Origin of the sequence: Bacteroides ovatus (assembly GCF_001314995.1) — a bacterium.
GTDB lineage: Bacteria > Bacteroidota > Bacteroidia > Bacteroidales > Bacteroidaceae > Bacteroides > Bacteroides ovatus.
This window is the reverse complement of the sequence record NZ_CP012938.1, coordinates 585,620-610,963: the sequence shown is the minus strand read 5'-3', so window position 1 is coordinate 610,963 and position 25,344 is coordinate 585,620. Positions and strand designations below refer to the sequence as shown.

Genomic DNA, 25,344 nt, shown 5'->3' with positions numbered 1-25,344 from the left:
TATCCATAGATGTCAAGTAAGGTATCTTACAGAAAAGATCTTTACTTCGCTTCTTCTATAATAGTCTTCATTCCTTTGATTTTCTCCCCCTGAATCAGATTCAGGAGTTGCTTCACCTTAGCCCGGCGAATAGCTACGAAAGCATAATGCTCTTTGACATCAATCGCTCCGACATCTTCACGAGTCAGATTTCCTTTTTTGTATAAGAATCCGGCAATATCGATCCGACTAAGTTTCTCCTTCTTTCCTTTACCTATATATATAGTAGCCCAGACCGATTTCGGAGGCCGGGGAGGGTTTTCAGGCAACACTACTATCTCCATTTCTTCCGGAATATAAGAAGGAAGTTTCTCTTCGGCATGAAGAATCAGATAAGACGTTCCGGTCGCATCCCAACGTGCTGTTCGTCCGTTGCGGTGCGTAAAGGCTTCTTCATTGACCGGCAAATGATAATGGATGATATGTCCGACTTCTGGAATATCCAGTCCACGGGCTGCCAGATCGGTAGAAATCAAGACATGACAACTGCCATTACGGAACTTGTAAAGCGCACGTTCACGGTCCGGCTGTTCCATACCACCATGAAAACGTTCTGCGAGTAGTTTTTTATCTGCCAATAACTGATGTACACGGTCCACCGCATCCCGATGATTACAAAACACGATGCTCGAACTGCTTCCCAATGTACAAAGCAGATTATATAAAGTATCAATCTTATCTTTGGAAGGTGAAAGCACCTTCATTAATTTCAAGCGCGACTCTTGTTCTTCAGAATCGTCCGAAAGGAAGTCCAACTTAACTGTGCGGTTCAATCCTGTAAATTCGGGAATCTCTGCCGCATCAGTAGCTGAAAGTAACATACGTTTTTTTAATCCCGGAAGCTGGGTGATAATCTCTGCCATTTCATCGTGGAAACCAAACTCCAACGATTTGTCGAACTCGTCAATAATTAAAGTTTCAATGGTTTCAGGGTTGAAATTGCCTTTCGACAAATGGTCGGTGATACGTCCCGGAGTACCGATGATGATAGCAGGATGATTGCTCAATATACTTTTCTTTTCTTCGGCGATAGGATGTCCACCGTAACAACAGCAGGTTTTCCAGGAAGTCCCCATTGCTTTGAATACAGAATCTATCTGTAAGGCCAGCTCACGCGAAGGAACGAGAATCAAAACCTGCACGCTGTCGTCGTTCGGTTTTAGAGTAAGGAGTAAAGGTAACAGATAAGCCAATGTCTTGCCCGATCCTGTCGGTGACAATAGTATAACGTCTTTTCTTCCGGTAGCTTGTTCAAGTGATGCTTCCTGCATCGGATTCAGCTCCTCAATCTTCAAATTGCGGAGAGCCGACTGTATAATTTCATTTTTCTCTAACATGGGGGCAAAGATACAAAAAGGAAAGAGTACGGAGATAAAAATACAATCAAACTTTAGCCATGCCGGTCAATATATAATAACCTTTCAGATTATTCTCTTTCATGTAAATGGTTACTTCTGCCCTACAAGCTGTCACCAAGGCATATCCCGTTAAACTTGAACTCATAGCTTTGATAAATGAATACTCTGTATCATTGTGAATAAAAGATATACGATGATATTCCATAACCTATTGTACTTTAATAATTCTATTGTGTAGCCAAATATACGAATATAATAGATAAGTACGGATAAAAAAGGAGAACTATCTTTAAAACAGACATAAAATAGATACAAACCATAACGGAAAGACATTATGAGATAATACCAAAAAGAAGCGGGAAATCGAAGAAGCATTACTGCTTTTCAGATTTCCCGCTCTGTGTTTATGTAACCTTTCCGGTCATTGTTCCGACCGGTTTGTTCTCTTCTGCGAATTATCCTCCGAAGTTGTCGAACATCAGGTTCTGTGCCGGAACGCCAAGATCGTCGAGCATCTTCTCTACAGCTTTCGACATCGGACCAGGACCACACATATAGTATTCAATATCTTCAGGAGCTTCGTGATTCTTCAGGTAAGTTTCGTAAATTACGTTGTGAACGAATCCCGGAGTGTACTTCACGCCTGCAGCATCAGCAGCAGGGTCCGGACGGTCGAGAGCCAAATGGAAAGTGAAATTCGGGAAGTCCTTTTCGATTTGCAGGAAATCTTCCAGATAGAACACTTCGTTCAGCGCACGGGCACCGTAGAAGTAAGACATCTTACGGTCAGTAGTATGCAATGTCTTGGTCAAGTGCATGATTTGCGCACGCAACGGAGCCATACCGGCACCACCACCAATCCACATCATTTCCTTCTTAGAATCGAAGATTGGGTGGAAGTCTCCGTAAGGACCACTCATTATTACCTTGTCACCCGGTTTCAGGGTAAAGATATAAGAAGAAGCGATACCCGGCATTACATCCATAAATCCAGGACCTTGTTCTTTCGGTTTGAACGGCGGAGTAGCGATACGTACTGTCAACATGATACGGTCACCTTCGGCAGGATAGTTGGCCATAGAGTAAGCACGGATTGTTTCCTCGTCGTTCTTACACTTCAGACCCAGCAAACCGAATTTCTCCCATGCAGGAAGATATTCATCACCAATCAAGCTCTTATCGATGTCCTTGTCATAGTCCATTGAGAATTTAGGAATCTTAATCTGCGCATAAGAACCCGGGATAAAGTCCATGTGTTCGCCTTTAGGCAGAGCAACGATGAACTCTTTGATAAATGTAGCCACGTTCTTGTTGGAGATTACTTCGCACTCCCACTCTTTCACACCGAGTACAGATTCATCAATTTTGATAGCCATATCCCCCTTCACTTTTACCTGACAACCCAGACGCCAGTGGTCTTGCTGCTGTTTACGGCTGAAGTGAGGAACTTCAGAAGGCAGAATTTCACCACCACCTTCAAGCACCTGGCATTTACATTGCCCGCAAGATCCCTTACCACCACATGCGGATGACAGGAATATTCCGTTTACAGACAGAGTATTAAGCAAAGTAGAACCGGAAGCAACTTCCAATTCCTTTTCGCCATTGATTGTCAGTTTCACGTTTCCTGATGGCACCAGGAAATTTTTGGCAACCAGCAAGATAACAACAAGCAACAGAATAACCACAAGGAATACCCCAATGCTCGCTAATATTAAATTCATATCCATTGTCTTATTCCTTTCTTTTTAGATGTTCAAACCAGAGAAACACATAAATGCGATTGCCATCAGACCTACTGTGATAAATGTGATACCCAAGCCCTTCAACGGAGCAGGCACGTCAGAGTAAGCCATTTTCTCGCGGATAGCAGCCAGACCTACGATAGCGAGCAACCAACCGATACCGGAACCTAATGCATAAGAAAGAGCATCCCATACATCACCGATATATTTCGGGTCGCTCGGACCAAGGTTGATACGTTGTTGCATGAACAGAGAGGCACCCATGATGGCACAGTTAACAGCAATCAACGGCAGGAAGATACCCAGCGAAGCGTACAGCGAGGGGCTGAAACGTTCTACCACCATCTCCACCAGTTGCACAATACCGGCAATAACGGCAATGAAAAGAATAAAACTCAAGAAGCTAAGATCAACACCTTCAACAATAGCATTGGCAGCCAGCACCTTAGTTTGCAACAGGTAGTTGACCGGAAGCGTCACCAGCAACACGAAAGTCACGGCGATACCCAGTCCTACGGCAGTCTTCACATTCTTCGAAACAGCCAGGTATGAACACATACCCAAGAAGAATGCGAATATCATGTTGTCCACAAAGATAGAGCGGACGAATAAACTTAATAAATGTTCCATAATTCTTTTTGATTTATGATTTATGATTTATAATTTATGATTCAGCAGACTTATCATGCGACTATGACTATAAAGCTAGACATAAATCATAATTCAGAAATCAGAAATAATTAATTACTTTGTTCTTGCAATTCTTTATGACGTGCACGTTGATACCAGATAATGCATGCTACGATAATCAATGCCATCGGCGGCATCAACATCAAGCCGTTGTTTACGTATCCGATATTTTGAATCGGTTCATAATTCAGGATATTGAAACCAAGCAATGTTCCCGAACCAAACAATTCGCGGAAGAAAGCAACGATAATCAAAATCTTAGCATAGCCTAAACCATTACCTACACCATCCAAGAAAGACTCCCAAGGACCGTTCTGCATGGCAAATGCTTCCAGACGTCCCATCAAGATACAGTTGGTGATAATCAAACCTACATAAACAGAGAGCTGTACGCTTACGTCGTAAGCAAACGCTTTCAGGATTTCACTTACGATAGTTACCAAAGCAGCTACCACAACCAACTGGACGATGATGCGGATGCGGTTAGGAATCGTCTTACGCAACAGTGAAATAACAACGTTGGCAAATGCAGTAATCACCGTTACTGAAAGTCCCATCACGATGGCAGGCTCCAGCTTTGCGGTAACAGCAAGTGCAGAACAGATACCGAGCACCTGTACGGTTACCGGATTATCAATTCCCAGCGGAGCAGAGAATACTTCTTTATTTTTCTTTGAAAACAGTTGTCCCATATTCTATCTTTCTCCTCCTTATTATTTAGTTAAAAAACTCAAGTAACTATTCAGGCAAGACTTCAACATGGCATCTACACCTACTGAAGTGATTGTACCACCGGAGATACCATCCACTTGGTAATCAGGTTTCTCTACCTTGCCATTTTTTACGACTCCCAAAGTGATAGCTCCATTTTCCAAAGTCTTCTTACCTACAAATTCGTTTTGGAAATGTTCGGTTGCAATTTCAGCACCCAGACCCGGAGTTTCACTAGCGTGTGAGAAGTAAGTACCGTAAACGGTATCTTTATCTTCGTTCAGTGCAACGTATCCCCAGATAGCGCCCCAAAGACCGGCACCGTAAACAGGAACTACATATTTAGTCTGACCGTCCACTTCGCATACAAACACGTGCAGACGTTGTTGTTCTTTTGCTTCTTTCTCGTAGTTGGTAGCAAATTCGCCCGTATTTTCGGTCAGCGTACCGTCTACGTTCATCAGCATATCCCCTTTCACATATTTCTGATATTCAGCATCCGCATCTTCCACATTCTTAATGTTCAATGCAGCGAGGATTTGTTTCTTAGTGTCCAACTGCACATTCTTGTCTTGTGTAGATTTCAGTGAAGAACTAACGAATGCCAGCAGGAATGCTACGATAATAACCATTACCGAAGCATAAATGATAGTATAACTATTACTATTCGTATTCATTTTCTTTCGGTATTTATTGGTTAGACTTGATAGTGCGTTTCTCGCGACGGCTGATATTGCTTTGTACTACACAGTAGTCAATCAGCGGAGCGAAGATGTTCATCAGCAGGATGGCAAGCATCATACCTTCCGGATAACCCGGATTCAGTACGCGGATAACGATAGCCATCACACCGATCAGGAATCCGAAGATATATTTACCTCTTTCTGTACGTGCGGAAGTCACAGGGTCAGTAGCCATAAATACGGCACCGAAGCAGAAACCACCAAGAACGAGGTGTTCGTACCAAGGCATTTGAGCCATTGTGTTGTTTTCCATGCCGATTGAGTTGAATACCCATGCCATGAATGCGCCACCTACGAATACGGAAATCATTGTCTTCCAGCTTGCAACACCTGTCCAAAGCAGGATAACGGCACCAATCAGGATGGCGATTACGCTGGTTTCACCGATAGAACCCGGAATCAGACCTGTAATCATATCCATGTTGAATGCAGGCACACTGCCTGATGTAGCAGCTTGTCCCAGCGGAGTGGCAACGGTGAGTCCGTCTACGCTTTGTCCTAAACCGAAGATACTGTCGCCTGACACCCAAACGGCATCACCGGACATCTTGGTCGGGTATGCGAAGAACAGGAATGCACGAGTAATCAACGCAACGTTGAATACGTTCATACCTGTACCACCGAATACTTCTTTTGCGAAGATAACAGAGAATGCAGTAGCTACGGCAAGAATCCACAACGGACAGTCTACCGGAACGATCATCGGGATCAAGATACCGGAAACAAGGAATCCTTCCTGGATTTCTTCTTTCTTCCATTGAGCTACGACGAACTCAATGCCAAGACCTACTACGTATGATACGATTATTTTAGGCAGTACTGCCAGGAATCCGTAGATAAACATTTCGATGAAGCTGCCAGTAGCACCTGTGTGAGTGAAATGCTGGTAACCTACGTTGTACATACCGAACAGCAAAGCCGGTATTAACGAAATAACCACAATCGACATGATGCGCTTGCTATCGATTGCGTCATGTATGTGCGTTCCCGTTTTCGCAGTCTTGCTGGGCACGAACAGGAATGTTTCGAAGCCGTCAAACACCGACTGGAATGCGTGGAATTTGCCGCCCTCCTCAAAGTTCGGCTTTATCTTATCGAGATAATTTCTTAACGCTTTCATTTATTTAATTGAAAATTGAAAGTTGAGAGTTGAAAATTGGCTGTGCTGGGTTTATGCTGTATCCACAGAGAGCCGTTTCGCAAGATTTCAACTATCGCTTATTTTAATTTTTATTATTTAATCTCTTATTCGATTACGCCATTTCTGAACGGAGCATATCGAGTCCGGCACGAACGATGCGTTGCAGTTCCATCTTTGAAGAGCAGACGAATTCGCAAAGGGCGAAGTCTTCGGGAGCTACTTCGTAGATGCCGAGTGCTTCCATACGGTCGATGTCACCGGCGATAATTGCTTTAATCAGATATTCGGGCAGAATGTCCATTGGGAATACTCTATCGTATTCACCCGACATAATCATGTGACGTTCGCCACCTTTGATACGGGCATCCAACGTATATTCCTTCTTACCCATCAACCAGCTGAAATAAGAACGATTGGCACTGAACTGGTTGAAGCGTGGCATGATCCATCCAAGCATTTCGTGAATGTCGTCACCTTCGGGGATAACAGTCAGTTGGCTATGGAATGCGCCCAAGAATCCGTTCGGGGATACTTGCTTTCCTGTCAGCACGTTACCGCTGATGTAGCGTAAATCTTTGTCTTTTGTTACATTGCCGGCAAACACGTTGGTGAGCAATGCGCCTACCTGTAGTTTGCAGTATGCAGGTTTCAACACTTCGGAACCTGTCACAGCTACTGTACGGGTGAAATCTACATGGCCTGTATTGAAGAGGCGACCGATGAAGATTACGGCTTGCGGATCAATAGTCCATACCGTTTCGCCCTTGGATACGGGGTCGAGGTGGTTGATCTGAACGCCTACATTACCTGCAGGGTTCGGTCCGTCGAATGCGGTGATTGTAACGTTCTTAGCCTGTGTCAGTGCGGCAGCGTTCTGTTTCACACTGATGTTCAGGTAGGTTTTTGCCAGTTTGGCAAGAGCATCAAGCCCTGTCTGGAAGTTTGCTTCTTCGCCTTTGAGGGCGAACTCGAAATCCGGAGCCAATGGATTGGTATCGAATGCGGAGATGAAGATTCCTTTCGGGGTTACCGTCGGATCTGCAATGATGTCATAAGGGCGCTGTTTGATAAACGCGAAAAGTCCGGCTTCCAACAAAGCGGTTTTCACAGCTTCAGCATCCATCGAAGCAACATTCTTCTTCCCAAAATCTTCATAGTCCTGCTCTGCAGCAGCTTCCACAACGATGTTCAACACCTTACGACGAGCACCACGTTCAACACTCGTCACCACGCCGCTCACCGGCGAAACAAATTTCACTTCAGGATGATACTTGTCGATAAACAAGGGTCCACCAGCCATTACATATTCCTGCTCTTTCACGACTACCTTAGGCGTCACTCCAGGAAAGTCATCGGGTACAAGTGCGTAGAATCCCGGTTCTTTTACTGTTGCGTACGTTTCAGCAGCTTTTCCTTTCAGGTTTATGTCAAGGCCTTTACGTAACTTTATTACATTTGCCATGCTATATAAAATAATGGTTTCATAAATTTGCCGCAAAAGTAATAAATAAGATTGGGATTCGGGAGGAAAAAAGAAAGGAATTACGGAAAAATATCCGTAATTCCTTTCGTGTTCGTGCACGTAATCTTTTATCTTTTGTTCCGGAACAAAAGACAGAAGCAAAGAAAAAGAACTATTCAGCAAACATAGGATCCCAAGCAGGAAGTCGGATAGGCTTCTGTTTCAACACCTCGAGAGCTTTTTTCGATGCATATTTCGTTTCTACTACTAGGCGGAACATATATTCGTTAAACCAATCATCTGTCATAATGAGATAACCCTGATAACCGGCGGCGGGTCCCCAACTATTTTCAACCATCCATTTCGTCGGTTTTCCATTTTTGTCAAGATCGACGGCCATAAGAGTCATGGCGTGACTGGAGCCACTGGCAAAACTTTGGATACGTTGCTTCTTGTTCATGCCAAAAGAAGTACCCATAAGAGATTCGTAGTCGTAGTTTTTGACATCCAGCAGACCACGGTCAGAGTTTAGAAACTTACCTACATCGCAAGAAAAATACATCATCGTGCTATCCTTGAGAGAAGAAATAGCCATTTCTTTGATATCCTCGATGGGAAGATTGACATACGTCCAGTTTTTGCCGTCGTAACGGTGGCGGTCGTAATCTATCTCATAACACTTATAATATTCACGGCTCGGATCGTTCATTAACATGACATAATTATCAATCAGTTTTTCGTCACCATACTTTTTCAGGAAAGAAAGCGGAGTGTAAGTTTCGGTAGACACAGGCTCACCCTTAGCGTTATATTCAGTCCAGGTAAATTCAGTAGGAGGAACACCGAGATTCAACACTAACATGCGGTAGATGGTGCTCAACATCTCTGTTTTTGTTTTCTCAAGGGCAGCAGGCTTGGCACCTTGCGCAGCGAGACCACGGAGTTGAAGCCCCTGTTCACGAAGTTTCAGGGCGATCAGGCCTGCCATACGGGAGGTATTTTCACTACTGTTGGTTTCCGGCATCACATCTTTGGGAACAAGCCCGTATTTACTGACAATATCGGCTACACCGGTAAATGTTCCACCGTCACTCAAAGGATTGCGGAAGAGCCATTCCACCATTTTATCATCCATCGGCTTACTGCTGGTGTCGATAATACCTTGCAGAAAGAGATTAGCTTTCTCCAGCTGATCGAAGAAGAAAGGATAAGTTTGCGAAAATTCGAAAGAACCGAGGTTATGCTTGGCGATCGCTTTGGCACGCATCACATTCAAACCTGTGAAAAGCCAGCAACGGCCGGAAGATTTCTGATCGGTGATACCTTTGGAAGGCACTTTGATGGAGAAATGTGTGTCCATCCCTTTCAGGTTATCCTGATTGAGAGCCAGTTTACGAATGTCGTTGCTACCGATAGCGTTGCGGATAGCCTTGTCAGTAGGAGTGTTTGCGTAACTCTGCTTGATTTGTTGCATCATGGAGTCGCTGATGCCTCCTTTCACTTCTTGCGCTTGTGTAGAATAAGAAAAAGCACATAAAACAAAAATTGATAAAATCTGTTTATTCATTGATTTGATATTAAAATGTTGTCATATTTCACCTTCTTATAATAGATAAAACATATTACTCTTTTGCAAAGGTTGTTGAATTCTTAGATATATGCAAACAAACTCCTAAAAAACGAATAATATTTTTTAGCAAACAATAATAACTTATTGTAGAAAAACCTGCAGATAGAATAAATAATCGTATATTTACACACAAAATTAAAACACAACAAAATGACAAGCGCAAAATCAGTACGATATAATTGGATTGACTGGAGTAAGTCAATAGCTATATTTCTAGTTATTTGGGGACATGTACCAATGCAATCAGAGACGCACACGATCATCTATTCCTTTCACATGCCACTTTTCTTTCTTATATCCGGTTACTTATACAACCCTAAAGGAACAATAAAAGAAGAATTATATAAGGATCTCAAGACTTTGCTGCTCCCCTATCTCATCTATCAATTCATATTTTACCCGTATTGGTTTGTTAGAGAACTTATAGTACCTCATCAAGTCATCAATATACACAATAGTATCATACAACCCCTCATTCAATCACTGTCGTCAGACCCCATTAACGGCCCCACATGGTTTATATATTGCCTGTTTATGATAAAAATATATTCCTACACTATACAAAAAAAACAATCAATATACTGGTTGACGGCAGGTATCAGCAGCCTAGTCTCCATACTCATTTGTTATTGGCTCAACCAACACTCCATCTATGGTACCTATGCTACACATAGTTTTTTTGCATTGCAAATATTCTTTTTTACCGGACAAGCATTGAAACGGACAAAGATAAAAAACATCGCAAATTCCTTGCATCAAAGTATCATCTGGCTGATTTTATCCATTGTTTCATTTGCCACATTTTTTTCGATGGGATACACCAGTAACTATACAACACTGCCCGAAATAGTAAATTTCCACCTCCTGAGATTCACCGGAAGCTGTATGATTCTTGGAATCGGATTTATACTCAACCAAATTACATCCACCATAAATTATAATGTATCAATAGGCACAATGGTTATTTTAGGTATACATTGGATGTTCATAGGTGTATTCAATTTTGCTATAGAAAAATACCTGCATATCGATAATATTACCTACTCTACATTCATAGCCTTTATTATAAGTCTACTTATTACAGCAATCAATTATCCACTCATTATATTCTGCAAGAAGCATATCCCTCTACTGTTAGGAAAAATCCGCATACCAAAATAGCCTTTATTTGCCCTTAGAATGACTTTTTTAGATTTATTATCTAAGAACTTCAAAACTAATCAAAATAAAAGAGTTTTCTTTGCAGTCGAATTCCTCACAGAGAAATTATGAAGAAATATATAATAGGAATATTGATGATGCTTCCATCCATCAATATGATGTCAGCCGCGGCTGATAGTACGGCAGTAAAGAGCGATGAACTGCAAAGGTCTACAACTTCTATCAGTGATACTACTCCTACAGATATTGAAGACATCCCGTCAGATACCATTCCTGTCCTTTCAAAGCGCGAGCTGCGTCGCCAGCGCGTGGCAAACCGGAATTTACACTATAACATATTGGGTGGTCCCAGTTATACGCCGGATTTTGGTTTACTGGTGGGCGGTAGCGCACTGATGACATTCCGGATGAATCCGAGTGATACCACCCAACGACGTTCGGTAGTGCCGATGGCCATTGCCTTGATGTTCAAAGGCGGCTTGAACCTGATGACAAAACCACAGCTCTTTTTTAAAGGCGACCGCTTCCGTATCTTCGGAACTTTCTCATATAAAAATACAATCGAAAATTTTTATGGCATCGGATATTCCACTAATAAAGATTATGAACGTGGAGAAGATACCAGTGAATACCGTTATAGCGGCATCCAAGTAAACCCCTGGTTCCTGTTCCGTCTGGGAGAAAGCAATATTTTTGCAGGTCCCCAAGTCGATTTGAACTATGATAAAATTACCAAACCGGCTGCCGGAATGGTTAATGAGCCCTCATATATAGCGGCAGGAGGAACAGAACACGGATACAAAAATTTCAGTTCCGGACTTGGTTTCCTGCTGACGTATGACACACGTGATATTCCTGCAAATGCATATAGCGGAACCTACCTCGACTTTCGGGGAATGATGTATAACAAGGTATTCGGCAGCGATAATAACTTTTACCGTTTGGAAATCGACTACCGCCAATACAAAACAGTAGGACGCCGCAAAGTGATAGCCTGGACAGTGCAAAGCAAAAACGCATTCGGAGATGTACCCCTAACAAAATATGTACTTAGCGGAACCCCCTTCGATCTTCGCGGTTACTACATGGGACAGTTTCGCGACAAGTCCTCGCATGTCATGATGGCCGAATACCGCCAGATGATAAATACGGACAAAAGCACTTGGGTAAAAAAGATGTTAAGTCATATAGGATATGTAGCCTGGGGAGGATGCGGATTCATGGGACCCACTCCAGGCAAGATAGAAGGTGTGCTTCCCAACCTCGGATTAGGGTTACGCGTTGAAGTTCAACCCCGTATGAATGTACGCCTTGACTTCGGCAGAGACATGGTGAACAAGCAGAATTTGTTCTACTTCAACATGACAGAAGCCTTTTGACGCCATTTACGCGACAAATTGTGCACAAATTACAAGAAAGATTGTAAAATAGATAATAAAAGACTGCACATAAATGAAATTAATCCTTATATTTGCGCAAGCTATAACACAGCAAGAGCAAATAATAGGATTTTTTTATGAAGCAATTTATATGTTTTTTTTCGGGGTTATTACTTCTGTTCGTCTCTACCACTCGTGTAGTTGCACAAGAAGTGTCTGACTATTCTCAACTAAGTGAAGAAGATTATACTAAAATAGTGCTTCCCCCTCTATCCGTTTTATTCGAAAATGCCAAGAACAGCCCCATTTATGAGATGGCGGACGTAAAGGCGAGAATCGAGCGCAAATTACTCCAAAAAGAGAAATGGTCATTTCTGGGTTTCTTCAGTCTACGGGGAAGCTATCAATACGGAATGTTCGGCAATGAGTCCACTTATACGGACGTGGCACTCGCCCCATACCTCACCTACTCCACCCAGGCACAAAATGGCTACACAGTAGGTGCCGGTCTAAGCATCCCCTTAGACGACCTATTCGACCTCAAGGGTAAAATCAGCCGGCAAAGGCTCACATTACGCAGTGCAGAATTGGAACGGGAAGTGAAGTACGACGAAATCAAGAAGAATATTATTGAGATGTATGCGATGGCTACCTCACAGATAAGAGTACTTAAAATGAGAAGTGAAAGTTTGGTACTTGCTAATGTGCAATATGAAATTTCTGAAAAGAATTTTGCCAACGGAACCATAGAATCTTCCGACTTGGCCGTAGATAAAGAAAGGCAGTCAACTGCACGTGAGGCATATGAGAATAGCAAGTTTGAATTGACAAAGAGCTTAATGATACTTGAGGTTATTTCACGTACTCCCATCATAAGAAAATAAAAAAACTAAGATATGAACTTCATCATTTCTATCATACGGACCCTCTTTCGCCACCGTTGGCTAATACTGGTAGGGACCGCTATCTTCACGTTACTCGTCTTCTACTATACGCGTCACATGCAAGGTGGATACGACGTGAAAGCAACACTTTATACCGGAGTAGCCTCGGGATACAACTTGGAAAGCGATAAACGCACAGACTGGGCGACAGTACAAAATTCGATGGACAACCTGATAAGTATCATGCAAGCCGAGAGCACCCTGAAAAGAGTATTCCTGCGATTATTTGCCCGTGTACTTATCCAGGGAAATCCGGACAATGACAACGACGGAGTCACCCCATCCAGCTACAATTACACCTATAACCACTTAAAAAACAGTCCGCATGGACCGGAAATATTAAAGCTGATCGACAAATCGAGCGAAGATAAAACAGTTGCCAATCTGGAAGCATATATGCGTCCGAAAAAAGGTAACTACATCTATGAAATGTTCTACTACAATCACCCTTTCTATAGCTACAACGCTTTGAAAAACGTCAAAGTGCAACGCCGGCTCACGAGTGATTTGCTGGACATCAGCTATACTTCCGGCGATCCCGGCATAGCCTACAACACGGTAAGCATCCTGATGGACGAATTTGTGGAAGAATACCGCCGTATTCGCTACGGAGAAACAGACAAAGTCATCAAATACTTTGAGGAAGAGTTGAAACGCATCGGCAAAAAACTCAACTCGGAGGAAGACGACCTGACCAAGTACAACGTAGAAAAACGTATCATCAACTATCTGGACGAAACCAAAGAAATCGCGGCCATCAGTAAAGAATTCGAGCTGCGGGAACAAGATGCACTTTTTGCATACAACAGTACCAAGTCAATGCTCGAAGAACTGGAGAAGCACATGGACAGCAATGCCAAGCAAGTGCTCAAGAATATGGAATTTGTGGACAAATTAAGAGAAGCATCCAATATCACCAGCAAAATCTCGGAAGTGGAAGCAATGAGCGACTCCAAACAAAAAGATACCGGATCTCTGACAGGTGACAAAAAACGGTTGAGCGAACTTAAACAAGAATTAAATGATTTAACCACTTCCTACGTAAGTCACAAATACACCAAAGAAGGTGCCAGCCGGACCAATATCATCGACCAATGGCTGGAACAAACCCTGTTGTTTGAAAAAGCTAAGGCCGAACTACTAATTGTACAAAATGCCCGTCAGGAATTGAACGACCGCTACGTTTTTTTCGCCCCTGTAGGTACCACCATCAAACAAAAAGAACGCTCCATCAACTTTACGGAGCGCAGTTACCTGACCGTGTTACAGAGCTACAACGAAGCCCTGTTGAGAAAGAAAAATCTGGAAATGACTTCTGCTACATTGAAAGTGCTCAATGAACCGACCTATCCGATTGCATCCAATTCAACCAACCGCAAGCAGATTGTCATTGCCGCCTGCATAGGTAGTTTTCTGATAATCATCGCTCTATTATTATTAATCGAGATTCTTGACAGAACGTTGCGTGATGCAAACCGAACCAAACGAGTGACCGGATTTAAGGTAATAGGAGCCGTTCCCAGCCCCTCCTCTTCCCGTTATGGCGGACTAGCCAAAACCTACGTCCAACTTTCCATCAAAGAATTGAGCAACTCCATACTCCGCTTCCTGACGAAGCGGAAATCCCCCGGAGTATTTATCATCAACCTGTTCAGTACCAGCGAAAACTCCGGTGAAGACATCGTTGGAAATCTGATCTGCGGATATATGCAAAGCCGGATGTTAAATACGAGATTCATCACGTATGGAGAAGATTTTAACACAGATTCTACTCAATACCTGCTTGCAAAAAACATTACCGATTTTTATACCCTGCAAGGAGAAGACATACTGATCGTTGCCTATCCGCCATTGTCGTCAAGCAATATCCCGACTGCACTGTTGCACGACGCTAATGTCAACATTTTGGTCAGCCCGGCAGACCGCGGATGGAAAACCATCGACAAACAACTTTGCGAACAGCTCACGACACAAATGGGTAAAACGGATGTTCCGTTCCGTGTGTGCCTGACCAACGCCAAGCGTGAGGCAGTGGAAGATTTCACCGGACAACTTCCGCCATATACCTTATTACGCAGAGTCAGCTATCGTTTCAGCCAATTGTCACTTACAGAAAAAATCATATTCAATCTAAGTAGAAAAGCGAAAGAGACTGAAGAAGACGATGACGAATAATAAGATAGTGACTTTCCATATCCTGCTTGCTTTACAATTTGTGTTGGTTGCAGCAGGAATGTTAGTAAATATCAAGGTAGGGTTATTCTCTATGATCATTATCTTGTCATTTACTACTATCTGTTTGATACAACTTAACAATGATGAACAAACCAACTGGAAAGCAGGTCAAAACATCATGACCTATATGTTCACAATCTGGTTGTGCTTCTATCTTCTCGAAATTCTTAATCCCAACAACGTGCTGGCAGCATGGAACATCAACCTTACACCTTATGCGCTGATACCTTTAATATGCGCCTTTGTTGTTCCGCTCGTTGTCCGCACAAAAAAAGACATCGAGCTGCTATTAATCATCTGGTCGGTATTCGTCCTCGTCTTTACGATAAAAGGTTACTGGCAAAAAAACTATGGTTTCAGCTCCAAAGACCTCTATTTCCTGCACGTGCTGGGCGGATGGCGTACACATATCATCTGGTCGGGTATCCGCTATTTTTCCTGCTTCTCCGACGCAGCAAACTACGGAGTACATGCCGCCATGTCCGCTGTAGTCTTTGCCATCTCCGCCTTCTTTGTGGAGTCCAAATGGCTACGCATTTACTTCCTCTGCATCGCCGTCGGGGGACTTTACGGAATGGGTATTTCGGGAACCCGTGCAGCTATGGGAGTCATCATGGGAGGAATGTTAATGATAACCGTCATTGCCAAAAATTGGAAAGCGTTATTGGCAGGTATATTCATATCCATCAGCGTTTTCGTGTTCTTCAGTTATACCAATATCGGAAGCGGGAACCAATATATCCACAAGATGCGCTCCTCTTTCCATCCGTCCGAAGACGCTTCCTACCAGGTGCGTGTCGAAAACCGGCAAAGAATGAAAGAGTTGATGGCAAAGAAACCGTTAGGCTACGGCATTGGACTCTCCAAAGCCGGTAACTTCGATTCACGAGAGCAAATGCCCTACCCTCCCGACTCATGGCTAGTCAGCGTATGGGTGGAAACGGGAATTGTGGGACTGATACTCTACCTTTCCATACACGGCATTCTCTTTGCCTGGTGCTCCTGGATACTCATGTTTAAAGTACGCAACAAAGGCCTGCGTGGACTTATCGCAGCGTGGCTCTGTATGGATGCCGGATTTTTTATCGCCACTTATGTCAACGACATTATGCAGTATCCCAACCAGTTGCCCGTATACATAGGCTTTGCACTCTGTTTTGCAGCTCCACATATCGACAAGCGCATCAGTGAAAAAAAAGAAGAAAGCGAAGAAAAAGAACGGCAGCTATCTAATAACGAAACCAACGAACAAGAATGACAAACAGTAGTCCCGACATATCATTTATTACCATCTGTTACAACGGGTTCAAAGACACCTGTGAACTGATAGAATCACTGCACAAAAAGCTGAAGTCTGTGAGCTATGAAATCATAGTGGTAGACAATGCTTCACGCGAAGATGAAGCAGCCAAAATACACGAATTATACCCAACGGTTATCAGTATCCGCAGCAATGAGAACGGAGGTTTTTCCGGTGGTAACAACATTGGCATCCGTGCAGCAAAAGGCAAATACATTTTCCTTATCAATAACGATACATATATCGAATCCGATGAAATCGCCTACCTGGTGGAACGATTGGAAAGTCGTCCGGAAATCGGGGGCGTGTCTCCTAAAATACGTTTCGCCTTTCCGCCGCAACACATACAGTTTGCAGGATTTACCCCGCTGACAAAGATAACATTGCGCAACAATATGCTGGGCTTCGACTGTCCCGATGACGGAAGTTACGATACCCCCCATCCTACCCCCTATCTACACGGGGCAGCCATGATTATCAAACGCGAAGTGATCGAAAAAATCGGAATGATGCCGGAAATCTTCTTCCTTTATTACGAAGAACTCGACTGGAGCACAAGCATGACCCGTGCCGGCTACGAGCTATGGTACGAACCGCGTTGCACTGTTTTTCATAAAGAAAGCCAAAGCACCGGCCAACTAAGCAAACTACGCACCTATTTCCTGACACGAAATCGCCTGCTCTATGCCCGCCGTAATATGAAAGGCATGGAACGATTGATGTCCGTACTTTACCAGAGCACCATTGCAGCCGGCAAAAACAGTCTGTCATTCGCTTTCAAAGGCCGTTTCGACCTGTTTTGTGCCACCTATTATGGAGTCTGCACAGGGCTATTCATGTCTTCATCAGATACTAACAATAACACATTTAAAAAACTCTAGATACTATGAACATTATTGACTGGATTCTCTACATTCCCCTGGTATTTTGCGTATGCTACCTATTACTATACGCTATTGCCTCCAAGTTTTACCGGGCTCCCCAATACCCCGAAGCCCGTACGCTACGACGCATCGTCGTGCTCTTTCCCGCCTACAAGGAGGACCGCGTGATTGTTGCTTCCATACAGAGCTTTCTTGAACAGGATTATCCGAAGGAACTCTATGAGATCATAGTCATTTCCGATCAGATGCGACCGGAAACAAACGACGCTCTGGCAGCCCTTCCCATCCGCCTGTTGATGGCAAATTATAAGGAAAGTTCGAAAGCCAAAGCACTGGCAATGGCCATGGATTCCATTGATACAAATGCATTCGACATTGTAGTCATCATGGATGCCGACAACATGATCACGCCCGATTTCCTGTCTACCATCAACCGTGTTTTTGACAGCGGCATAAAATCCGTACAGGCACACCGTACAGGAAAGAATCTGAACACAGACATTTCCGTACTCGACAGCGCCAGCGAAGAAATAAACAATGGATTCTTCCGCAGCGGACATAACGCTATAGGACTTTCTGCCGGACTATCCGGTTCGGGAATGGCATTCGAAGCAGAATGGTTTCATCAGAATGTGAAATATCTCCAGACAGCAGGTGAAGACAAAGAATTGGAAGCCATGCTCCTGCAACAGCGCATCTATACCGTTTATCTGCCCGACCTGCTTGTGTTTGACGAGAAAACACAAAAGAAAGAGGCTATCAGTAACCAGCGCAAACGCTGGATAGCAGCACAATTCGGTGCACTCCGCGCTTCGCTGCCTCACTTGCCTAAAGCATTCATACAAGGAAATTTCGATTACTGCGACAAGATATGCCAATGGATGCTTCCGCCACGATTGATTCAGTTGGCAGGAGTATTCGGCTTGACCTTTGTCTTTACCGTTATCGGCCTTATATTGAGCCTATGCAATGGCAGCAACGAATGGATGATAGCCATCAAATGGTGGATATTGTCGGCTGCACAAGTAGCGGCCATGACGCTACCCGTACCGGGCGGCAGACTATTTACCAAACAGGTAGGGAAAGCAATCACCAAAATGCCTATGCTGGCTGTTACTATGATTGGTAACTTATTTAAATTGAAAGGAGCCAATAAAAAGTTTATCCATACGGAGCATGGTGAACACCATAAATAGAAATCAAACATAACAAGAAAACAACAATGAAAATCGCTATTGAAGCCCAACGAATTTTCCGCACTAATAAACACGGAATGGATTTCGTTGCTCTTGAAAGTATCCGGGAATTGCAAAAAATAGACCATGAGAACGAATATTTCATCTTCGTTACTCCTGGTGAAGACAGATGCTTGGAAGAATCGGAAAATGTGCATATTATCGAACTAAAATGCCCCACTTACCCCCTTTGGGAACAAGTGGCTCTTCCACGCGCAGTAAAAAAAATCATGCCCGATTTATTGCACTGCACAAGCAATACTGCCCCATTGCAATGTCCCGTACCATTAATACTAACACTACACGACATTATTTATTTAGAAAAGCGTCATTCTTCCAGCTTCACCTGGTATCAGGAAATGGGATGGTTTTACCGCCGGATGGTAGTACCACGCGTATTGGCCAACTGCGAGAAAATTATTACAGTCTCGCAATTTGAGCGTGAACGAATCCTTGACGTGCTGCATCTGCCGAAAGAACAATTAGTAGCCGTGTACAACGGTTTCAATAGTCATTTTCATGTACAACCCAAAGCTCCGGAGATCACCCGAAAATATATTGATGCAGACAATTATCTATTTTTTCTGGGAAACACCGACCCTAAGAAGAACACTCCCAGAGTGCTGAAAGCATATAGCGACTATCTGAAACAATCCACCCAAAAGCTGCCATTGCTCATTGCCGACCTCAAGGAAGATGTTATCGACCGGATATTGGAAGAAGAAAATATTACAGAAATCAAGAGTTATATCCACGCTCCGGGATACATTGCGAATACCGACCTTGTAGCACTCTATTGCGGTGCATTCGCATTCCTTTATCCATCGCTTCGCGAGAGTTTCGGCATCCCGATGCTGGAGGCAATGGCTTGCGGAACGCCCATCATTGCGGGAAACACATCAGCCATGCCCGAAATTGCAGGCGAGGGAGCTTTACTGGCAGATCCGTTCAACTCCAATGATATTACAAAAAAAATACTGCAACTGGAAAATGACCAGACACTCTATCAGCAACAAGTGGAATATGGCATACAACGTAGCCAGTTGTTTTCATGGCGGAATACGGCAGAATCGCTGCTGAAAATATATAAAGAATTTGCCAAGTAAAATACCAAAAAGCAATAACTAAATCAAAAAGAGAATGTGTCAAAACTTCCCTTTTTAACGAAATCACCTTCGCCACAGATAGTTGTAGCGAAGGTGATTTTATCTAACCATCCCACTCGGCTTTCACCTCGAAACACGGACATGCCTTAATCCATTCTTCGGGTTCAATCTCTCCGTTTCCATTCAGATCGGGGCTCAAATCCCGATGTCCGCACACCCGGCAGCCGGGATAATCACGCAAGAGCGTAAGAATCAGTACGTGCATTGAATGAACTTGCCATTCGGTACGGGTATCGGCGGGATGACCGTGGCAGTCAAGTCCGCCCTCATAACAAATGCCAATACTGTTCTGGTTGTGTCCTTTTGCGTGCGCACCGATTCGTTCAATCTCACGGGTGGTCTTTATATCTCCATTTTTACGGATATAAAAATGATAACCCGTCCCGTTGAAACCACGCCGACGGTGGCACACTTCCAAATCATCTTCCGTAAAATCCCTGTCCGCCCTTGTGGCGGAACAGTGGATCACAATCAAATTGATGGTTCGCATAAATTCATCCCTCCGTTTCAGTGACCATCTGTACTCGTTGCACACATTCCTTGCTGCTACACTGCAGAGCCGCAGCTTGCGTCAGCTGTCCTCTCAACGAGAAAATCTCCGCGTGCATCTCTTTCACTTTCGAACTAAGGTCGAAATAATCCTTCAACACTTTCTCCAACTGCTGCATCAGAAAAGTATACTGGTCTTTCACTAGTTCACTGAACTCTTTCACTTCTTGCGCCATCATCTGGCGCTTCTTGCGGCTACTGCCCAGAAAAGGCAGAATCGTCATGATGATTTCGATAATTTTATCTAACATTTTAATAGATTGAGATGATAAATTAATAAATTGAGAACAGAGTCAATCAAAGCGGTTTATGCTGCCGGATCCGGAGCTTCTCCACCACCGCTACCACCACCGGGTTCTCCCCCATCACCTTTACCATCATCATCGGAGCCGTCACCGCCGTTTCCTCCGGCAGCGGACTTCTTCTCCGTATACAATTCGAACATCATGTTATTATCCCCGCCACGAGTAGTTGCCGTGCTGTCATTGGCAAGACGCAATGAGTTGTCGACTTTGAAACGGAGATTGATGCGAGTGATATTTTTCACCGTACAATCCTTTTCCTGTTCCACACCCGGACAGGTCAGCGTGGTATAAAAAATACCCAGTCCATCCACTTTCACCTTATTTCCTGCCACAAGCACTTTTTTCATCGCACGGACAAAGGATTTCATCACATGCGACACGTCTTCCACCGAAAGCGACCCGATAGACTCGATTTCCTGTGCCAGTGAATCGATTGAATAGATTTTCGACTCCCCAGCCTTGGGCTTGAGAAGGTACATCATCGGTGATTTATCATCACCGAGCCGTTTTCTGCGCTTGTAGCGCACAACTGTAACTGTTGCCATAATATAACTTGTTTCTACGAAAAGAAGTACATTCTCCCTTTCTGTTGATGAAACAAAGATACGACAACACGTTGACGACTTGCCGGATTGCACCGGACTACACCGGATTATGCCGGATTAAAACGGATTACACCGAATTATACAAATTATACCGGAATATGTGGAAATATGTAGGAATATGTAAGATCATTCCCTAGTTTTCAATGACCCATTCTCCAATAGTTCGCGTACTACTGTCGAAATTAACTCCCACTTTAACGACTTTCCGATGATCTGCCTGATAAGGAATCGCATACTGCTTACTATTGATCTGTGCCAACGCTTCTTCAGGAGTACCATCTACTTTGAATTCGAATACATAGATAGCCTCCTGCATCTTTATCACAACATCAGCCCTGCCAACAGCGCTCTTTACTTCTGCATCCACATATTGCCCCATCAACCGGAACAGGAGGTAGAAGATGGTCTGATAGTGTTTCTCCTCCTTATTATTCATATCATTGGGGATAGAGGCGAAAAATGATTTGATCCGCTCCATACATTGATCCAGATTGCCGACCCGTAAGTCTTTGATAAACGATACTACATAAAATGTATTCTCGCGAGCAGGCAAATGCACATAAGCCGGCATTAATGATTCGATAAAGCCTTTCCGAACTTCTTTGTTAGGATAAGCCAATGTATAGATCTGAAAATCCCGGTCATACTCTTTGATAGTGAGATAACCGCTTTGGTAAAGTACCGGAAGCGGGTCTGTAATGACATTGGTAGGTGCATCAAACTGCTCGGCAGTAGCCGAAACGCCATCCAGTTGACGAATATCGAAATCGCTTTGCTGCAAGATGTCTATCAGGAAAGTGGGAGTGCCGGTAGAGAACCAGAAATTGGCATATTTCTTTTGAGCAAATGCATTAAACAAACTAAACGGATTGTAAATGTCTTCACTATTTTCACTGAAATGATACCCATCATACTGTTGCTTCAGATGCATACACGCCTCATCATACGTTTCACCGTTCGCCTCGGCCATCCTTCTTATATCTTCTTCCAACTGTGTACGCAATTCATTTTCCGTTATACCGCAAATGGCACTATAAGCATCTTGCATACTTATGTTCTGAAGATTGTTCAATTCACTAAAGATGCTCATCTGACTAAATTTACTGATACCGGTCAGAAAAAGAAAACGAAGATATTCTCCCTGCGCTTTCAACGGACTGAAAAAGTCGCGCATGATGCCACGTATTTCAGCTTGCAACTCCTCATTGTTGTTGCTATCCAACATAGGAGAATCATATTCGTCTACAAGTAACACAACCTGACGCCCGCTCTGCTCGTAAGCACGTTTGATAATACCTTTCAGACGGAGACTGAAAGTGTCTTCGCTCGTGTCACATCCGTAAATTCGTTCCCATTCCACCAAGCGATTGTTGATAGCGGAGCGCAGCATTCCCGCATTCATATACTTACTGATACTGAAATCAATATGCAACACGGGATAAACCGTCCAGTCTTTCTCCAACTGTTCCATCATCAGACCCTTAAACAGGTCTTTTTTACCAGAGAAATAGGCTGCAAGAGTGGAAACTAACAGACTCTTTCCAAAGCGTCGGGGACGGCTAAGAAAACAAGCCTTAGCCGAATTAGCCAAACGATAAATCAACTCTGTCTTATCAATATACACACAATTATCATTGCGTAGTCTCTCGAAACTCTGTATCCCTATCGGATAGCGTCTGAATGTTCCTTCCATCCTCTTTCTATGCTTTTAACGTGAAACATAAACAAAGATACAATAAATTTCAAGAATCGGCATTCTATTATTATCAATTCTTTTATGAATACGCCCGAACATCTGCTCTCAAAATTTGCCTATTCCACTAAAAATGAGTAACTTTACTTCAAATACAACAACCTAAAAGCACAACTATAAATGAAAACAAAAAACAAGATTCTCCCCGAACAAGAAGAAGAAAAAACATTCCAATACCGCACCTATGGGAAAGGCGAACTTGCCTTGTTGTACCTCCCCAATATCCTGCAACAAAGCGCAGTAGACCGATTCAACGAATGGATTGAAGCTGCACCCGGACTAAAAGAACGGCTCCTGGCCACCGGCATGAATCCACGCGCCAGATACTACACTCCCGCACAAGTAAGGCTCATCATCGAAGTGCTACAAGAACCCTAATTAAAGTATCAAGTATTAGGTATCAAGTATTAACCGTGGTAAACACATCACAACAACGGATAACATCATAATGCTTAACATCATAATACTTAACATCTAATACTTAATACTTGATACCTAACACCCTAAAACAGTTCTTTTTCAGGTAGCCAGCAGGAGTTGTCGAACATCGTATTTCGGACACGCTGGTCAGCGGAGAGAGAAGGGTCATGAGATTCTTCACAGGGCAGGTATCGTCCGCTTACGGGATCGTAGACAAAGGATGCCATTCCACCGACACCAAGATGCTTGAATTTCACCTTGTCCACATATACGCGGGTGACACCAACCTCCTTGTCACGTTCCACAATGATACCGTAATCCGCTTTGTTATAGAAATCGGCAGAGCCGTTGATGTCGTACATTTCCACACGAGGGGTAATGCCCGTGACAGGATTACGGTTCATTTTACGAGGATGGACTACAACCACGAGCAGACAATTATGTTGCACGGCAAATTCTGTAAATTTATTCAACAGGTTAGAAATATATTGCGTTTCCGTCTGTCCCGGTTGCGGGTTGTGGTCGAAACGGTTGAGCGGGTCGAAGACAATAATGCGGCAGCCGCGGCGGATAACAAGTTCATGAGCCTTGGCCAGTACACGATCTGGAGAAACATTACCTTTCAGAGAGATATGAGAGACGTTTTCAGTCAGAAAATCTTCCGAGTTCGCAAGGAGTCCCTCCGTCATGCCACAGCCGTTTTGAAAACGGTGTCCGGTGAGTTTCTCAATCAGTTTGCGGAGATGATAGACGATAGGGGTATTTTCCGGGCTAAAGAACCCGATTTTCCATTGATGCCGCAGGCAGAGACGCAACACCAATTCGTCCACCCACTCGGATTTTCCTGCACCGGGAACTCCGGTGACGTAGACACTTCGCCCACGTTCATACGTGCAGATCTTATCCATCTCCTCCCATCCCGTTTCCGCTCCGGGACCAAAGCCGTTGTCGAAAAGAGCCCGCAGATCGTCATGCAAGTCGGCAGCGGTGAAGATCCCTTCGAGCGGAACTTCTGCTGCCTGTTCGATGGCGATACGGAGACTGGCGATACCATATTTGCAGAGATGCTCGTTGGCATCTTTACACTCCGGACCGTAAGTCACCACCCGGCAGCGTTCAGCCCCTAGCCGATTGATGAGTTCATTGCGCAACCGGATTCCGGCAGAATCGGCATCAACGGCAATGATGATTTCTTTCAGGTCCTCGAAGTGCGTCTCCATAAAACGGTCGAGCCAGGAGAGGTTCGAATTGGCTCCGGCCGGCACGGAGATGACACTTTGAAATCCGGCGGCGATGGAGGAAGCAGCATCCAGTTCGCCCTCGTGGATGATGCAGGAGGTCTGCCCCACAATGGAGTCGATGTTGTAGGGAATCAGTTCGGCACCCTGCACCATTTTGAAAAGTTTCGGGAGAGCGCGAAATTTGGTGTTTATCAGTTGCCCCCCTTCAAAATAGTTGAAGCAGATGCAACGTTCCTTTTTGCCGGATTGCGGCATAAATTCTTCCTGTTCGGTGATGCGTAGGGCAGCTATGACGGACTGCGGGATGCAACGCGTCTCCACCAGCCAACGCTCCGTGTCTTCGGAAAGCGTGGTTTTCGAAACATCGAACATCGGACGCTGAAAATGCTGCGGAATGGCTGCCGCACGACGCTTGCGGGCTACCGCACGTTCGGCATTCTTGCGCTCTTCCACATCATCGGGAACATAAAAATCAGCGCCACAATGATAACAGTGACAATGGCCCGTGTCGACGTTGACACGTAGCGAACGGTCGCGCTTATTCTTGCGGGTAGGAAGACATTTTTTACAAATCGTCTTGAGCACTCCACTTGATTTACCGTGGATGTCGACATCATAGTTGGCAAAATTTCTCATAATTTTTTCCTT

General features: G+C 44.0%; 23 protein-coding genes. 9 read left to right on the top strand and 14 right to left on the bottom strand.

What is annotated here, in order from left to right; translation table 11 throughout:
- Nucleotides 1–41: 41 nt before the first annotated feature.
- The 9 genes from Bovatus_RS02490 to Bovatus_RS02450 all read right to left on the bottom strand — a co-directional run bounded on the left by Bovatus_RS02490 (nt 42) and on the right by Bovatus_RS02450 (nt 9,456).
- A complete protein-coding gene (locus Bovatus_RS02490; protein WP_004300394.1) occupies nt 42–1,376 on the bottom strand; it encodes a DEAD/DEAH box helicase in 1,335 nt (444 codons plus the stop codon).
- Nucleotides 1,377–1,422: 46 nt separating this feature from the next.
- Nucleotides 1,423–1,602 (bottom strand): hypothetical protein, encoded by a 180-nt coding sequence (locus tag Bovatus_RS02485; protein WP_004300393.1) that lies wholly within the window; start codon nt 1,600–1,602, stop codon nt 1,423–1,425.
- 250 nt (nt 1,603–1,852) lie between these two features.
- Nucleotides 1,853–3,127, bottom strand: coding sequence for an NADH:ubiquinone reductase (Na(+)-transporting) subunit F (nqrF, locus tag Bovatus_RS02480; protein WP_004300391.1), 1,275 nt, complete (start codon nt 3,125–3,127; stop codon nt 1,853–1,855).
- 18 nt (nt 3,128–3,145) lie between these two features.
- On the bottom strand, nt 3,146–3,772 hold the full coding sequence (nqrE, locus tag Bovatus_RS02475; RefSeq protein ID WP_004300390.1) for an NADH:ubiquinone reductase (Na(+)-transporting) subunit E: 627 nt from the start codon (nt 3,770–3,772) through the stop codon (nt 3,146–3,148).
- A gap of 110 nt (nt 3,773–3,882) precedes the next feature.
- A complete protein-coding gene (locus tag Bovatus_RS02470; RefSeq protein WP_004300389.1) occupies nt 3,883–4,524 on the bottom strand; it encodes an NADH:ubiquinone reductase (Na(+)-transporting) subunit D in 642 nt (213 codons plus the stop codon).
- 21 nt (nt 4,525–4,545) lie between these two features.
- Nucleotides 4,546–5,220 (bottom strand): Na(+)-translocating NADH-quinone reductase subunit C, encoded by a 675-nt coding sequence (locus Bovatus_RS02465; protein ID WP_004300388.1) that lies wholly within the window; start codon nt 5,218–5,220, stop codon nt 4,546–4,548.
- Between the two features lie 13 nt (nt 5,221–5,233).
- Nucleotides 5,234–6,406, bottom strand: coding sequence for an NADH:ubiquinone reductase (Na(+)-transporting) subunit B (locus Bovatus_RS02460; protein WP_004300387.1), 1,173 nt, complete (start codon nt 6,404–6,406; stop codon nt 5,234–5,236).
- A 133-nt stretch (nt 6,407–6,539) separates the two neighbouring features.
- On the bottom strand, nt 6,540–7,889 hold the full coding sequence (locus Bovatus_RS02455; protein ID WP_004300386.1) for a Na(+)-translocating NADH-quinone reductase subunit A: 1,350 nt from the start codon (nt 7,887–7,889) through the stop codon (nt 6,540–6,542).
- A gap of 172 nt (nt 7,890–8,061) precedes the next feature.
- On the bottom strand, nt 8,062–9,456 hold the full coding sequence (locus tag Bovatus_RS02450) for a C1 family peptidase (RefSeq protein ID WP_004300385.1): 1,395 nt from the start codon (nt 9,454–9,456) through the stop codon (nt 8,062–8,064).
- Between the two features lie 213 nt (nt 9,457–9,669).
- Here Bovatus_RS02450 and Bovatus_RS02445 point away from each other — a divergent pair, with 213 nt between their 5' ends.
- From Bovatus_RS02445 to Bovatus_RS02410, 8 genes are all read left to right on the top strand, one after another.
- Complete coding sequence (locus tag Bovatus_RS02445; RefSeq protein ID WP_004300384.1) at nt 9,670–10,680, top strand: acyltransferase family protein; 1,011 nt, start codon at nt 9,670–9,672, stop codon at nt 10,678–10,680.
- 107 nt (nt 10,681–10,787) lie between these two features.
- Entirely contained in the window at nt 10,788–12,059 is a 1,272-nt protein-coding gene (locus Bovatus_RS02440) for a BamA/TamA family outer membrane protein (protein ID WP_004300383.1), read from the top strand.
- 137 nt (nt 12,060–12,196) lie between these two features.
- Complete coding sequence (locus Bovatus_RS02435) at nt 12,197–12,943, top strand: TolC family protein (protein WP_004300382.1); 747 nt, start codon at nt 12,197–12,199, stop codon at nt 12,941–12,943.
- 12 nt (nt 12,944–12,955) lie between these two features.
- Complete coding sequence (locus Bovatus_RS02430; protein ID WP_004318575.1) at nt 12,956–15,178, top strand: GumC family protein; 2,223 nt, start codon at nt 12,956–12,958, stop codon at nt 15,176–15,178.
- Complete coding sequence (locus Bovatus_RS02425; RefSeq protein WP_004300380.1) at nt 15,168–16,496, top strand: O-antigen ligase family protein; 1,329 nt, start codon at nt 15,168–15,170, stop codon at nt 16,494–16,496. Before Bovatus_RS02430 ends, Bovatus_RS02425 begins: the two co-directional genes overlap by 11 nt.
- Complete coding sequence (locus tag Bovatus_RS02420; protein WP_004300379.1) at nt 16,493–17,419, top strand: glycosyltransferase family 2 protein; 927 nt, start codon at nt 16,493–16,495, stop codon at nt 17,417–17,419. Before Bovatus_RS02425 ends, Bovatus_RS02420 begins: the two co-directional genes overlap by 4 nt.
- Nucleotides 17,420–17,424: 5 nt before the next feature.
- On the top strand, nt 17,425–18,618 hold the full coding sequence (locus Bovatus_RS02415) for a glycosyltransferase family 2 protein (RefSeq protein WP_004300378.1): 1,194 nt from the start codon (nt 17,425–17,427) through the stop codon (nt 18,616–18,618).
- Nucleotides 18,619–18,644: 26 nt separating this feature from the next.
- Complete coding sequence (locus Bovatus_RS02410; protein ID WP_004300377.1) at nt 18,645–19,763, top strand: glycosyltransferase family 4 protein; 1,119 nt, start codon at nt 18,645–18,647, stop codon at nt 19,761–19,763.
- Nucleotides 19,764–19,866: 103 nt separating this feature from the next.
- On the opposite strand, the gene Bovatus_RS02405 is transcribed toward Bovatus_RS02410, so the two are convergent.
- The 4 genes from Bovatus_RS02405 to Bovatus_RS02390 form a co-directional block, all read right to left on the bottom strand.
- Nucleotides 19,867–20,313, bottom strand: coding sequence for an N-acetylmuramoyl-L-alanine amidase (locus Bovatus_RS02405; RefSeq protein WP_004300376.1), 447 nt, complete (start codon nt 20,311–20,313; stop codon nt 19,867–19,869).
- Between the two features lie 4 nt (nt 20,314–20,317).
- Nucleotides 20,318–20,623, bottom strand: a complete 306-nt coding sequence (locus Bovatus_RS02400) for a hypothetical protein (protein WP_004300375.1) — start codon at nt 20,621–20,623, stop codon at nt 20,318–20,320.
- A gap of 56 nt (nt 20,624–20,679) precedes the next feature.
- Nucleotides 20,680–21,222 (bottom strand): HU family DNA-binding protein, encoded by a 543-nt coding sequence (locus tag Bovatus_RS02395; RefSeq protein ID WP_004300374.1) that lies wholly within the window; start codon nt 21,220–21,222, stop codon nt 20,680–20,682.
- 193 nt (nt 21,223–21,415) lie between these two features.
- Nucleotides 21,416–22,975 (bottom strand): ATP-binding protein, encoded by a 1,560-nt coding sequence (locus tag Bovatus_RS02390; RefSeq protein ID WP_004300372.1) that lies wholly within the window; start codon nt 22,973–22,975, stop codon nt 21,416–21,418.
- A 180-nt stretch (nt 22,976–23,155) separates the two neighbouring features.
- Here Bovatus_RS02390 and Bovatus_RS02385 point away from each other — a divergent pair, with 180 nt between their 5' ends.
- On the top strand, nt 23,156–23,413 hold the full coding sequence (locus tag Bovatus_RS02385; protein WP_004300371.1) for a DUF4248 domain-containing protein: 258 nt from the start codon (nt 23,156–23,158) through the stop codon (nt 23,411–23,413).
- Between the two features lie 125 nt (nt 23,414–23,538).
- Here the strand turns inward: Bovatus_RS02385 and Bovatus_RS02380 are convergent, their stop codons facing one another.
- Nucleotides 23,539–25,332, bottom strand: a complete 1,794-nt coding sequence (locus tag Bovatus_RS02380) for a bifunctional DNA primase/helicase (RefSeq protein ID WP_052587994.1) — start codon at nt 25,330–25,332, stop codon at nt 23,539–23,541.
- Between the last annotated feature and the right edge of the window lie 12 nt (nt 25,333–25,344).